This window comes from Paenibacillus sp. EC2-1 (genome assembly GCF_049311625.1).
Lineage (GTDB): Bacteria > Bacillota > Bacilli > Paenibacillales > Paenibacillaceae > Paenibacillus_AQ.
This window is the reverse complement of record NZ_CP186006.1, coordinates 2,471,015-2,486,349: the sequence shown is the minus strand read 5'-3', so window position 1 is coordinate 2,486,349 and position 15,335 is coordinate 2,471,015. Positions and strand designations below refer to the sequence as shown.

8 protein-coding genes are annotated in these 15,335 nt (G+C 43.7%); 2 read left to right on the top strand and 6 right to left on the bottom strand.

The genetic code is table 11. The features are described 5' to 3' along the window. Positions 1-53: 53 nt before the first annotated feature. The 6 genes from ACK8P5_RS11770 to ACK8P5_RS11745 all read right to left on the bottom strand — a co-directional run bounded on the left by ACK8P5_RS11770 (position 54) and on the right by ACK8P5_RS11745 (position 7,292). The gene (locus ACK8P5_RS11770; protein WP_422661110.1) at positions 54-1,766 is read right to left on the bottom strand and encodes an ABC transporter ATP-binding protein; all 1,713 of its coding nucleotides are present in this window, start codon (positions 1,764-1,766) and stop codon (positions 54-56) included. Between the two features lie 177 nt (positions 1,767-1,943). After that, positions 1,944-2,738, bottom strand: coding sequence for a squalene/phytoene synthase family protein (locus ACK8P5_RS11765; protein ID WP_422661109.1), 795 nt, complete (start codon positions 2,736-2,738; stop codon positions 1,944-1,946). 277 nt (positions 2,739-3,015) lie between these two features. Next, positions 3,016-3,387, bottom strand: a complete 372-nt coding sequence (locus ACK8P5_RS11760) for an iron chaperone (RefSeq protein WP_422661108.1) — start codon at positions 3,385-3,387, stop codon at positions 3,016-3,018. 16 nt (positions 3,388-3,403) lie between these two features. Further along, entirely contained in the window at positions 3,404-4,111 is a 708-nt protein-coding gene (locus tag ACK8P5_RS11755; protein WP_422661457.1) for a DNA alkylation repair protein, read from the bottom strand. A 54-nt stretch (positions 4,112-4,165) separates the two neighbouring features. Beyond that, entirely contained in the window at positions 4,166-6,421 is a 2,256-nt protein-coding gene (locus tag ACK8P5_RS11750; RefSeq protein ID WP_422661107.1) for an ATP-binding cassette domain-containing protein, read from the bottom strand. 715 nt (positions 6,422-7,136) lie between these two features. Further along, complete coding sequence (locus ACK8P5_RS11745) at positions 7,137-7,292, bottom strand: hypothetical protein (RefSeq protein ID WP_422661106.1); 156 nt, start codon at positions 7,290-7,292, stop codon at positions 7,137-7,139. Between the two features lie 151 nt (positions 7,293-7,443). On the opposite strand from ACK8P5_RS11745, the gene ACK8P5_RS11740 reads away from it, so the two are divergent. Together ACK8P5_RS11740 and ACK8P5_RS11735 are read left to right on the top strand one after the other, a co-directional pair. After that, positions 7,444-13,578: a DUF7507 domain-containing protein gene (locus ACK8P5_RS11740; RefSeq protein WP_422661105.1), complete on the top strand. Its 6,135-nt coding sequence runs from the start codon at positions 7,444-7,446 to the stop codon at positions 13,576-13,578. Then, on the top strand, positions 13,575-15,263 hold the full coding sequence (locus ACK8P5_RS11735; protein ID WP_422661104.1) for a hypothetical protein: 1,689 nt from the start codon (positions 13,575-13,577) through the stop codon (positions 15,261-15,263). The genes ACK8P5_RS11740 and ACK8P5_RS11735 overlap by 4 nt, the downstream gene beginning before the upstream one ends. Positions 15,264-15,335 lie beyond the last annotated feature (72 nt).

Sequence of the window (15,335 nt, the reverse complement as noted above, 5' to 3'; positions counted from 1 at the left end):
GGTTCCGCATTCATGCAGAAACCTCGGTTTTTCGTATTTATTAGGATCATGTATTAATGGAACTGGGCAGCATGCAGCTTGGCAAAGATACCATCCTGATCGATTAACTCCTGATGATTACCCTCCTCAGCGATTCCCTCATTCGTTACAACATAGATGTGATCTGCCTTTTTAATTGTGGATAATCGATGGGCGATAATAATTGTGGTCCGATTCTCCGCAAGTTCTGTCAGTGCATCCTGAATCGCTTTCTCAGTCTCCGTATCTAGAGCTGAAGTCGCTTCATCCAAGATTAAGATAGCTGGATTTTTCAGAAATGTTCTGGCAATAGAGATTCTTTGTTTCTGACCACCTGATAGTTTTAAGCCTCTCTCACCGATCTGTGTATCCAGTCCATCTGGTAATTGCTTGATCATTTCAGTTAAATTGGCTTTATGAGCAGCCTCTAAGATTTCTTCTTCCGTAGCACTCAGTTTACCGTAAGCAATATTCTCTCTTAACGTACCGGTAAACAAGAAAACATCCTGCTGAACGATACCAATTTGTGAACGCAATGATTCTTTAGTTATCTCCCGCACATCCATCCCATCAATGGTGAGGCTGCCGCTTGTCACATCATAGAATCTTGGTATAAGCTGAGAAATTGTGGTTTTTCCTGCACCGGAAGGTCCAACAAACGCTACGGTTTCTCCGGCTTTTATCGAGAACGATACAGAGTTCAGCACATTCTGCTTATCGTTGTATGCAAAACTTACGTTTTGGAACTGAATATCCCCCTTCAGGTTCGATACGGTTTTGGCATTCGGGGTATTCTGAACGTCTGGTTCGAGATCCATTAGTTCCGTAAATCGTTTGAAGCCTGCCATTCCCTTGGGATACATCTCGAGCAGAGCCGCAATCTTATCGACGGGCTTAAAGAGAATATTCACATATAGGATGAATGCGACCAGTTCCCCCGTCTTAAGAACCCCTTGATGTACCATCCAAGCTCCGTAGATTAATACTAATAACGTTATTAAACGTGTGAGTATGTAGATGCCAGACATACTAAATGACATGACTTTGTAGCCTTGGAGCTTGGCAGATCTGAACTTAAGATTATTTTTAGTAAACAATGAAACTTCATGCTGTTCATTCGTAAAAGACTGCACCACCCGAACACCGGATACACTGTCTTCCACGCGCGCATTTACTTCCGCTACCTCCGAATACATCCTCTTCCAAGCCTTATTCATCCTCATGTTCGTGATCACGATTAATATCAATAAGAATGGGAATATGAAAATCGAAATCAAGGCCATTTGTACATTGATCTGCATCATGATGAAGAAAGAACCGAAGAAGGTCATAATGGCAATAAATAAATCCTCCGGACCATGATGTGCCAATTCACCAATATCCATAAGATCGTTAGTGATCCCGCTCATGAGGTGACCCGTCTTACGATCATTAAAGAACTTAAACGATTGGCGCTGGTATTGCTGAAAAAGCTGTTGTCTCATATCAGTTTCAATATTAATACCGAGCTTGTGGCCCCAGTAATTTACAACATATTGCATGAATGAGCTTAATATGTAAAACAACAACAAACTGAGACTGACCGTAATAATCATTGACCAATTTCCAGTGGGCAAAAGCTTATCAATAAAGGATTGCACAGCAACTGGGAATGCCAATTCTAAGATAGCAACAAAGACCGCACAAGTAAAATCAATGATGAATAACCTTCGATGCGGTCGATAATACGAGAAAAATCTTCTAAGCATTGTCTCCTTCTCTCCTAAATGACCGTAGTCTATGATGTGTTTGATGCCTTGTTACACTCCTTCCTCTTAAGCATCTATATTGTATTAAATCATAGCAAAACCTCCTATGAAAGCTAATAAATCAAATTAGCTTTCATAGGAGGTTTTATCCAAGGATATTGTTGTAGAAAAACTAAATTATCCAGTTACCCGATTCACAATTTTGAGAACCGTATCTCTTGTTAACTTATTTCCACCCGCAGACATGAGCTTAACTGTAGCGTGGGCAAGTGCCAATGGGATTTTGCAAAATTTTAATGCTGGGCCATCTTTTAAGTCTGCAATGTACGAATCAGCAATTTGTAAATTACGAAGTGTATATTGTTTCATCTCATCAAATCCCCAGCCATCCGGATAGAAATCAACACCACGTTCATTATCCTCTTTCTTATTCCTAAGAATATTAACGGCTTGTAATCCTCTACCAAAAGCAACCGCCTTAGTCGAATCAGACTGTGTTCCATCATGCCAGAACCAAAGTTCCGATAGCATTTCTCCAACCATACCAGCTACGCTGTAGGTATACCGGTCCAAATCGCCTTCTGTATGTATGTGCCATCCGTTTTGAACCCAGTCAGCCATATGATGCGCCATTTTAGAAATATATCGGTATACAATTTCAGTTCCAGAAGCAGGACAAAGAAGAGCCCAATCACCGATTCTCATCGAAACTTCCGGTAATATGGAGCTATAAGGCGCTAGAAATACTCGTGCTTCTTCTGTGACATTGTGGGTCTTGAATACTTCAGAAAGACCACGTAATAGTTCAACTTTCAATTCATCATTAAGGTCATCATGATCTTCAATTTCGTCTATTGCCCGCATACAAAGATAGGCAGACGCAACAGCTTCCTTTATTCCTATATCCAAATAGCTGATTGGTATATAAAAAGTACGGCTCGTTTTCTTTAACATGCTCATGGCTTCATTCATAGCGACGTTATTAATGAGTACTCCCTCCTAGTATTATCTCTGCTTAAATTACTCATTGCTTTATTATGATAACACACGTTGCTATTGACATTCCAAATTCGAAGTGTCGATATGATCAAGTTTATCTTTTTCTTTCAGTAAATAGCCTTTTTAATTTACTAAACCGTTCCATAACAGATAAATCAGGTTTTCGGATCTGTTCTCAATTGCAATGACTATGGAAAAAGAAACCACCATAAGGTGGCTTCTACATCTAATATATACTTCTATTAAACCTCTATTTACGCCAAAAAGTTGAACAGTCTGCCTTATCCAAAATATTAAACTCGATCATCTTCTCAAGTAATGAGAAATTAACGGGCTTGTCCCACTTGATACGCACCAGTTCCTTAGTATGATCGTATCCAGCTTGAATTATTTCGTCAGAAAATTGACTAATCCCTGCTTTTTCGGGGGCAACAGCCAGATGTTGTTTAGCTACGCTAAAGCCAATAATAAATGTATCGTGATCAGTAAACATAGGCTGGTTCCAAGCAATTTTTGGCTGTAGTTCAGGATATTTCTTAGCAACCCAGCCCAATATCTCTTCTGTTCGAGCTCGGTGCTGCTGATTATCGATCTTCTCTACAAATTCAGTAAACACTTCCATCCCTTTCACCCCTACATTAACATCTTACATATTTGCGTTTAAAACCAATTCTTCCTTTATCAATTTCCTTTTGAATGTTTTCGGAAGCATGTAAGATGCTATTTTTTTTATTGTCACGTCTGATTTCCACTGGACCTATAGCCTTAGCAGTTTCAATCGCCTTTTCGTGGAGAGGTATGTAAGAAAGACTAACTGTATAGATAAAGTTATTCATAGACGATTTCGTTCGATTCGGAGCATTGTGGATTGTATGTTCTACTTGTTCAAGCATACCTGCAAGCTTACTTGTATTAAATTCAGCGTCTGGACGACTACCCAAAAGCCAGCAATAACAGCTCCAACCTGCCGACATTTTAAGCTCTTCACCACTTGCGATCCATTGATCAGCTACATCTTGAGCAATCTCTGCCTCTGCTAAAGTTACTGCAACCACAAAATCGGACAGCATATAAAAATATGCACCATTTATCCAACGCTCAAAATCTTCCGCAGTCATTGCCATTGGATCTGCTATAATTCCCGCAAAATACATGGCATCGTAGTTCCCTGTGGCGTATAGTTGCTCTGCTAAAGGTTGATTACGCTTGATTTTCTTAGCAAGCGGCTTCATTGCGCCTGTTGCTACACCGAAGAGGGGCTCGTGCGCACCATTACTCATGTAAATCTTTTTCAGGCGTTCCTTCCCAAGCGTTTCGAGTTCCTGCATAACTATTTCAAAATCCATCATAGTCACTTCCTTTTCAATATACATAATACATGGATCTCTAGAAAGCCTAATTTATTTCAAGTACTTGCCCGTAATGGACTGCTCGGCATGAATAATCTGTGAAGGTGTACCTTCAAATACCACGTGCCCACCTTTGCTGCCACCATCAGGTCCCATATCAATAATCCAGTCCGCTTGGCTGATCACTTCGAGATTATGCTCGATGACAATCACCGTATTACCCGCATCTACAAGACGATTCATAATCTCCATAAGGTGACCGATATCTGACATATGCAATCCTGTAGTAGGCTCGTCCATCACATATATACTCCCCTTCTTATGTAGCTCACTTGCCAACTTAATACGCTGGCATTCCCCGCCTGAGAGTGTACTCAGTGGTTGACCAAGTGTTATATAATTCAAACCTACATCACTCAGCGCCTGTAGTTTACGAACTACCTCTTTTAATTGGAAGAATTCCAAAGCTTGCTCTACCGTCATCTCAAGTACATCAGCAATTGATTTTCCATTAAGCAAGTAAGACAGAACATCTTCCTTAAATCTTTTTCCTCCACATACTTCGCATGGTAACTTCACGCTATCGAAGAATGAAAGATCAATATAAACAACGCCTAAGCCTTGACAGTTCTCACAAGCACCTTTGGAGTTAAAGCTGAATAAGCTTGGACTAACCTTGTTCGCAGAAGCAAAGGCTTTTCTCACATCATCCAAAATCCCCGTATAGGTTGCAGGATTAGAACGTGTTGACACCCCTATGGCCGATTGATCGATAACGATAGCGTCTGGATGATTACGGAGAAATACATCATTAATCAGTGTGCTCTTACCCGAACCAGCCACTCCGGTCACAACAGTTAGTACGCCGCATGGAATATCTACGCTCACGTTCTGCAAATTGTGCAGGTTAGCGTCCTTAATAGTCAACTTACCTGAAGGCTTCCTGTATTCATTCTTTAACAGTAGTGGTCGTTTCATATGTGTCCCCGTTAAAGTTCCCGATTCCAGAAGTCCAGTATAGCTTCCTTCGTATACTATGTTACCACCCCGACTGCCAGCGTGTGGACCGACATCAATGATATGATCTGCCACTTTAATCACATCAGGGTCATGCTCTACCACAAGTACGGTATTACCTTTATCGCGCAATTTCTGAAGCAATTCATTTAACCTATGGACATCTCGAGGATGAAGGCCCACGCTGGGTTCATCAAAAATATAAGTAACATCGACCAGACTTCCGCTCAGGTGCTTCACCATCTTGATTCTCTGGGATTCACCACCGGATAAAGTATCGGTTTCACGGTCAAGTGTCAAATAGTCCAGCCCAATATCAACCAGATGTTGAAGCCGCTCTATCAGGGACTTTACGATCGGTGCCGCAGCAGCATCATCAATCTCCCGAATGACGCGGATGAGGTGTCCGACCTCCATCGCCGACAACTCGGCAATGTTATGTCCATTAATTTTGCAGTTAAGTGCAGATTGGCTAAGTCGAGCACCATGACAACTGGTGCAAGGACCTTCGGAGATGAATGGGGCAACGGATTGTTGCGTCCGTTCGGACTTTGTCTTTACATCCTGCTTGATGTACTTGTTTGTAAACTTCTCAATAACACCCTCGACGGTAACATTCATTTCTTTTCCAGCAAAATCCATCTTTACTTTTCTAGCCTTGCCATGAAGAAGCTGTTCAATATCATCTTTAGAATAATCACTCAGTTTCTTATCGAGATCATAGTTTCCTGACTGTACAAGCATGTTCCATTCCCAGCTGTTTACCGCATAACCAGGAAGCATGATTGCTCCTTCATTAAGGGACTTAGACATATCCACAGCTTTACTCATATCAACGTTAAGACTACGGCCAATTCCGTTACACTCAGGACACATCCCCTGTGGATCGTTAAACGAGAACATGTGCGCTCCTCCAACATAAGGCTGACCTATTCTTGAGAATAGAAGACGGAGAATGGGAGATATATCGGTGATCGTGCCCATCGTGGAATGAGAGCCGCCACCAAGACGCTTCTGATCAACGATTACAGCCATGCTTAGATTCTCGATCGCGTCTGCATCTGGCTGCGGATAGCGAGGCAAAAAATTACGAACAAACATGCTAAAGTTTTCATTCAACAAACGCGTAGATTCTGCAGTAATGGTATCAAAGACGATCGAGGACTTTCCTGATCCAGATACCCCCGTGAAGATCGAGATCTTTCGTTTGGGGATCCGTAAGGATACATTCTTTAGATTATTCTCTCTCGCAGCTGAGATGATGATATATTCCTGATTCGATTCACTCATCATTAACATCCTTTCACTAATCTTTATTTTTTAACTCAAGTAAGGAAAATGCTCCGAACGAACATAAACCGGCTGCGTTATGATTTACAGTCGGTTCTCTCCATAGTTGTATTCTTATGTAGTAGTACTCTAATGAAAATAGGAACGCTAATACTGTGTATCTCTAACCATTGTTTCTTGTATCTTGGTGCTTCAAACCTTCCAAAAGATGATAAATACCGTTTTGGTGGCATTTGATTATATGTCACCCTTTGTTATTGTGTCAACCATGCCATCATCTCCAAATAGTAAAGCCGCATGAATGCAGCGTATACGCTAACTTAAATCAGTCTCTTTCATCCATACTTTTACAAATATTTGGGGCTAAATGCAACATTCATTTCATATGCTTAGTCGAGTCCACGATATTTTTTCGTCGAATATACGGAATGTCCTAAGGAGGTGAAATTATTCCTCTAATCGTCAGAGCAACATTTAATGCGACGGGTGCTGTCACATTCACAGGCAATACTCTCGGTCTAAGTCGTTCAGATACTGCGGGGGTACCGGGTACATCGGACAGCATTGGTGCTTTTTCAACAATTAATACGAGTTCTGTCTATGGCACTTATCCTCCGGGTACGACAAGCAACTATCTGAACAACAGTTCATCGGCAATTCTGAGCATTCCAACAGGCAGCACGATTCTTTATGCCGAACTGATTTGGGGCGGTTCTTATATAATCTCAGGAAGCATTAATCTCAGCGCATTTATTAATAATCCGGTTACATTCACTACTCCCGTCGGAACGAACAGCATAACCCCCGATTCAGCTACAGCTAATTCCATTGATTTTGGAAATGGTGTAACTGCGTATGTCCGGTCTGCCAATGTTACATCACTCGTTCAGGCAGGCGGTGCAGGCACTTATACGACCGGAAATGTTGTTGGCACTATAGTTATTAACAATGATCCAACAGGCAATCATGCAGGCTGGACGCTCGGAGTGATTTACCAGAACCCTACGCTTCCTTTCCGTAATATGTCGATCAGAGCTGGTGCTGTGCTGGTGCAATCGACATCTGATCCTGTTACCACAACACTTACTGGATTTGCTACCCCAGTATCAGGTGCGCTGGGTGGCAGAGCATTATTCAGTGCTCAAGAGGGAGACGCCAACCGTACCGGTGATCAGGCGTTGTTTGGTCCGACTTCTGCCACAGCAGCGGCTCTATCAGGTCCCAACAACTTTGCCAACAATTTTTTCGCTTCACAAATCAATAATAATTCAGGTGTGCTTGATACAACAGGCACGTTCGGCAACCGAAATCAGACTAACGGCACTCCTGGAACGAACATCATTGGCGGCAGGCAAGGATGGGATATCACGAACGTCGATGTCTCCGCAAGACTAATAAACAATCAGTCTTCAGCGGTTCTCATCCTAACAACGTCAGGAGACGCCTATGCCGTCAATGGCAATGCAATTCAAGTAGACATAAATGCACCCAAAATAAATGTCGTAAAAAGTGCTAATGTCTCAAGTGGTATCATCGGTGATGTAGTAACTTACACGGTTACTGTAAGTAATACCGGTACTGCCAATGCAAACAGTGTGGTTCTTTCTGATATTCTTCCCACAGGACTTACTCTTGTCAGCGGGAGTGTTACTATCGGTGGCATTCCGAGACCAACCTACGATGTTGTCGCTGGTGCACCTCTAGGAACCTTGAATTTTGGCACATCTATTACGGCTACATACAGAGCTACCATAACTTCCAAGCCGCCCTCTTCAGTTCTCGTAAATACCGCAAATACTTCCTTTGCTTTTCAAAGTGTCGCCGGTGGGTCTACGATAACCGGAGTCATTCCCTCTAATTCAGTTACCGTAACAGTCTTGTCACCCAATATCATCCTAACGAAAAGTGCTAATCGAGTGAATGCAACGGTTGGATCGACCGTAACTTACACGATATTGGTTGCCAATTCAGGGAATATTGCTGCTACCGTTTCACTTTCCGATAATATTCCGGCAGGAAGCACTTATGTTGGTGGTAGCTTCACTGTGAATGGATCAGCTATCCCGGGGGCTAATCCCCCAGCAGGTGTATCAATCGGAAGTATCGGAGCAGGAGCCTCATCAACGGTCACGTTTCAAGTACTTGTAAACTCCCTGCCCTCTCCACCGCAACTGGTCGATCAGGCCACCGCGGCCTATACTTTCCAGCCTTCTGCTGGTCGAACAATATCAGGATCAGCTGCATCCAACACCATAACCCTTCCGGTCACGCTACCAAATATTACGGTTGCCAAAAGCGCTAATCTATCTGATATAGCGGTTGGTGAGACGCTCACATACACTTCCATCATTACGAATAATGGAACGGAAGCTGTAACCAATACGGTCCTGACCGATGGGATCCCTGCAGGTACAACATTCGTCTCTGGAAGTGTTACGATCGGAGGTACTAGTGTCCCTGCAGCCAATCCATCTAGCGGCATTCCTGTCGGTACATTGGCTGCAGGTAGTACCATCAGTGTAGCGTTTCAAGTTACGATAACTTCTCTGCCAAATCCCGCAAGCCTATCCAACCAATCGACGGCTTCTTATAGCTCCGGAACGTTTACGGGCAATTCATTGTCCAATACGATAACCACACCGGTGTACCAACCTGTCATCTCGATTGCTAAAAGCGCTAATACCGTTAACGCAACCGTCGGGGATACGATCCAATATACGCTTCTGGTCCGTAACACGGGGAATATATCAGCTCAAGTGACGTTAACCGACAATATCCCTGCGGGTACAACATTTGTGCCGAATAGCGTGACTGTGAATGGTGTAACAATTCCGGGGGCAACACCTACCGGAGGAATTACTGTAGGGGCCGTGGCTTCGGGTGCAAGTGTCTCCGTAGCTTTCCAGGTCGTCCTGAATTCACTCCCTTCGCCGCCTACAATAGTCAACTCAGCAGTTGGGACCTATAACTATCAGCTTCCGAGCGGGCGGAGCTTATCAGGTTCGTCAAATTCCAATACTTTGACGATCGCGGCTTCCTCCCCGAATGTTACGATTAATAAAGTTGCTGATTTATCCGTCGTCACGGTGTCGGATCTATTAACTTATACGTTGACGGTTTCTAATAATGGCCTTGGAGCCGTTAACAATGTCATTGTTTCCGATGGGATTCCGGCAGGTACAACGTTCGTCAACGGAAGTGTGACGATTAACGGTGCGTCTTCGCCAAATGCTACTCCAGTGAATGGGATCTCTGTTGGGACAATTAACGCTTCATCATCGTCCATCATTAATTTTAAGGTAAGGATTTCGTCTCTACCGAGTCCTGCTCTACTGAGTAATCGGGCAAGCGCTGGCTTTACATCCGGTGCTTTTACCGGAAGTTCTCAATCTAATACGGTTACTACCCCTGTATATCAAGCCATTGTAAGCATCAATAAGGGTGCAAGTACAACGAATGCAACTGTAGGGGATACTTTTAACTATCAGTTTCAAGTAAGCAATTCCGGCAATACGGCTGCTTCTGTGACGTTGACTGATAATATCCCAATCGGGTCCACTTTTATCGAAAACAGTGTATTGATCAACGATTTACCTGTACCGGGAGTCAGCCCTATAACAGGAATCCCTATAGGTGTGATTCAACCGGGAACCACAGCAGTAGTCAGCTTTGTGGTCACAGTCACATCCTTGCCTTCCTCCCGCCAACTTACGAATCTAGCAACCGCCTCTTACATCTATACTTTGCCTGGTGGACGGCAGATTTCTGCTGTTTCTACATCCAATTCGCTAACCATTCCCGTAACGATTCCGAACGTAAGTATCGTCAAAACAACTTCCACTACTTCTGTTGTCGTGGGTGACATCCTGACTTATACCAGTGTTGTCACAAATAATGGCATATCCAATGTGAATAACGTCAGTTTACTTGACAACATCCCTGCTAATACATCATTTATTCCTCAAAGCGTAACTGTTAACGGTACATCACGTCCGTCAGCAGTTCCGTCCGAGGGAATTTCAATCGGTACCTTGGCCCCTGGGGCTGTGGCTACCATAACTTTTGAGGTGAGGATAACTATGCCGATTCCTAAACAGATTGACAATCAATCAACCGTTAGTTTTACTTCGGGAACTTTCTCAGGAACCACATCATCCAATGTCACAACAACGCCCGTTATACAACCACAGATTTCACTTGTTAAAAGTGCAAGTACATCCAATGCAACCTTAGGTGACTCTATCACCTATACAATTACGATTAACAATACCGGTAACCTTGGTGCTGCCGTTACGTTGACGGATCCAATTCCTGCCGGAACAACATTTACACCTAACAGCGTTATTGTAAATGGCAGTCCCGTACCGGGATCATCCCCCGTCTCTGGGATCAGTTTAGGTACTGTCAATGCTGATACTAGCGTCGTCGTTACCTTTGGAGTGGTCGTTACTACCCTTCCGAACCCACAGTTTTTGTCGAATCAAGCCAGTGCAAATTTCACGTTCACACCACCTGATGGACGGCTACTAACCGGCTCTGCTGTGTCAAATTTAGTAACAGTCCCAGTGTCCGCACCAAACGTTAGTGTTACTAAATCAACTGTGTCAACTGCAGCAACCGTAGGTGACACAATCATCTATTCGACAGCGGTAACCAATTCTGGTATCGAAACTGTAAATAACGTGCAATTCACAGATATTATTCCGAGCGGTTCAGCTTTCGTTAACGGAAGTGTAACAATCAACGGAACCGCCGCTCCGTCGGCAAACCCTTTGAGCGGAATATCTTTGGGGTCGATCAATCCAGGAGCAACCACCACGGTTGTTTTCAGCATAACAGTTAACTCGGTACCCCCATCGGGCCAGCTAAACAACCAAGCGACTGTAACCTTTACATCAGGTGCGTTCTCGGGCTTAACCAATTCCAATACGGTCACAACGCCAGTATATAATTCGGTGCCAACCGTGGCCAAAAGTGCCAATACCTCCAATGCAAGTGTAGGTGATACGGTAAGCTATACTTTTCAGATTAACAATTCAGGCAACTTTGGAGCACAAGTAAAGTTGACTGACAATATTCCTGCTGGAACGGCATTTGTTCCAAACAGTGTGCTGGTGAACGGTTCTCTGCAAGCTGGTGCCGATCCAATCACCGGTATTAATGCTGGAGTTGTTGGACCTGGTCAGACGACGACGGTCATTTTCTCGGTTGTGATCAACACATTACCTTCTCCGCAGCAGCTCGTGAATCAAGGGACTGCATCTGCTGTCTTTACTTTGCCTGACGGACGTATCATAACAAGAACAGCATTATCTAATACGGTATCCATTCCAGTCTCAGCACCGAATGTTAACGTCGTCAAAAGCACACCATCAACGGCACTAACCGTTGGAGATACCGTGACTTACACTTCACAGATCTCCAACACTGGAATTGCCAGTGTGAGTAACGTTCAGTTCACCGATCCCATTCCCACAGGTTCTACATTTGTAACAGGATCCCTAACTGTTGACGGAGCAGCCCGCCCTGCCGCCAATCCAGCAACTGGCGTCATCATAGGAACCATTGCTCCTGGTGACACCGTATCGGTGATCTTTCAAGTAACAGTTACTTCGCTTCCCGCTACATCAGCTTTAAATAACCAATCTACGGTAACCTTCTCATCCGGAACTTTCTCGGGGGTTACTTTCTCAAATACGGTTTCAACACCGATCTATCAGCCCAAATTGACCGCTGTGAAAAGTGCAAATACAATTAACGCGACCGTGGGGGATACGGTTTCTTACACTATTGCAATCAACAATACTGGTAATTTCGGAGCATCCGTCACATTGACCGACACGATACCTGATGGAACAACTTTTCAGCCTAACAGTGTTCTTTTGAATGGCCAACCGCTCCCTGGGGCGGACCCTTCTACAGGTATTCCACTCGGTGTGGTTGCAACGGAGGCGGTCGTCATGTTCTCTGTTACTGCAGATGCTGTACCAGCATCTGCACAGTTGATCAATCAGGCTTCTGCGACCTATACCTATACCCTACCGGATCAGCGGGTTATCAATGGCTCCATCACTTCCAATATTGTTTCAATACCGGTATCCGCTCCTAACCTGTCCGTTGTCAAAACTTCTACGCTTACAGACGCTTCATTCGGAACAGTTATTCCTTATACCGTTACGATCACAAATAATGGAATCGAAAATGTGACGAATGTGGTGTTTTCTGATAAGATCCCACCTGCTACCCAATTTGTGTCTGGTAGCGTTACAGTGAATGGAACCTCCGTACCGACCGCGAATCCAGCCACTGGTATATCGCTCGGCACGATTGCTCCAGGCGCTGTTGTGACAGTTACTTTTAACGTAACCGTTATTTCAATACCAGCTACAGGACAACTGTCGAATCAATCCTCTGTAAGTTTTACGTCGGGCGCCTTCTCGGGAACAACCTTCTCAAATACCAATAACATTGAAGTCTTCCAAGCGATCATTAATGCAGTAAAAAGTGCTAACACGTCTAATGCAACGGTTGGAGATACAATCGTATATAATGTAGCTCTCACGAATACAGGTAATTTACCTGCAATAGGAACACTTACAGATCCAGTCCCTGCAGGAGCAGTATTTGTTCCTAACAGTATTCAGGTAAACGGAATTCCACAGCCGGGTGCAGACCCTTCAACCGGATTTAGTGTTGGCACAATTAATCCAGGAACCACTATTTTTGTTTCCGTATCGATGGAGGTAACAGTCGATACCTTGCCAAATCCACAGCAGCTTGTGAATCAAGCTACCGTAAATTATACGTTCCAGCATCCGGACGGTGAGATCCGTACAGGTACGGCATTATCGAATGTAGTAACAATTCCGGTCTCTTCTCCAGATATTTCAGTTGTCAAAAGTACACAATCCATTGATGCTGTCGTTGGTGATATCATTACGTACAGTATTAGCGTGACGAATAATGGAATTGAAGCTGTCAATAACGTCGTGCTAGTTGACCCTGTTCCAACAGGCTCGGTCTTTGTAGCGGGCAGCGTTACCGTTGACGGTCTTTCACGGCCTACCGCGAATCCGAATACGGGCATCACTATCGGTACAATTGCTCCAAACGTAACGGTAATCGTTACATTCCAGGTACAGGTGACGACGCTATGAAGTCCGGACTGACCCCAGATTTTATACTAAAAAATCAAACCATGGTCCGTTTTAGTATTAATGGGGCAGAGTCCGTAGCCTATTCCAATACGGTCGATACTCCCTGGGTCGGTCCAATCTTGAAATTCAATAAATTTGTGCATGAGAAGATAGTTACACTCAATCAGACCATAACTTATAGCTTCACGATCCAGAATGATGGCAACCGTGATGCGGATATCATCTTGTATGATACTTTACCTAAGGAGATGTCCTTTATCCCTAACAGCTTGTTAAAAGATGGTGTTCCGCTTCCGGGTGCCAACCCGAATGATGGTGTTAACCTTGGAAAAGTGTATATGAACTCTTCGGTTTTTGTCGTTTTTCAGGCGATATTAGTATCCATCCCTTCTTCACTCGAAGTCAGCAATATGGGAAGAGCCGACTATAAGTTCCGCTCGCTAGAAGGAAGGATGATTACTGGTACAATTCACTCCAATTCGACATCAATCACCGTACTCCCCTATTTTGTGTCACTGATTGCAGAAGTCAGCACAAACCAGACGTTCAGCGGAGATATAATTACCTATCAGCTATTGGTATTGAATCAAGGGCATGTTGCACTTGCCAGTTCGGTGATCTATGTTCCACTGCCATCAGGAGTGACGTTCGTTCCAGGGAGTGTCGTGATTGACGATATGCATAATCCAACAATTCAACCTGAGGATGGTATACCTCTGGGTACTATTGCACCTGGTGCTTCGATATGTATCAAAGTCAATCTACGAATTGGCGATTCGGTGGAGACCAATCCTTTTCCCCTGCAGGGGTATTTACAATACTCGGTTGATAGTGAAGAGCTTTCTGTTCAGTCGAATGAACTTCTCGTTAATGTAATCCAGCCCCTCGTAATTATCAGAAAAAGTGTTAATAAGCAAAGAGCTACGATCGGCTGCATACTTCGCTACCAATGCGACATTAGCAATGATGGCGATTTCGCCGTGGATGCTACCCTAAAAGACCTTCTTCCGAAACACCTATCTCTCGTTCCTGGAAGTATACTTATGGATGGTAATCCAGTACATGGAGCCAATCTTTCACAAGGGGTTTTTCTAGGGACAATAAGACCGGATCAACAAGTGAAGGTGACTTTTGATGCAATTGTAGAGAAGATAAAAGCTCCTCCCCCAACATCCATTGTTGCAGAAAATCAAGCTTCTGTTACATTTACATTCCGTATTCCAGATGGTCGTCTCATTCGTCAAATGTCACTTTCCGATAAGGTCACCGTTGAATTGTTAGCTCCAAACTTCATGGTGACAGCCATTCCCGATCATTACTTGGTTGGACTTGGCGAATTACTATCGTTTACGATTACGGTCACGAATACTGGATCACTCGCAGCTGAGTTCAGCTTGGACGGATGGAATCAAGACATAGACGTTTTTGAGAAAGGTGTGGTTATTTTAGAGGGTGAGCACGAAATTCCGCTTCAAGGCTGTCCATACCCATTAGGTATCCTAAATCCGGAAGAAACCATTCAATTCTGTTATCTAACTAAGGCATCAGAGGCCATTGATGAAGAGATTGAAGATGTGACCGGTTACTTTCTGTTTACTTACCTTACAGAAATCGATGAATGTACGTACAGTGGTGAATTCCGATCAAGTATGATTAACATTTTATTGGATATGGATAACGAATAATGGGTTTAATCTTTTGATTGTTCAAAAAAAACAGCGTTGGCTTTAAAAAAAGCCTAACGCTGTTTTTTTCGT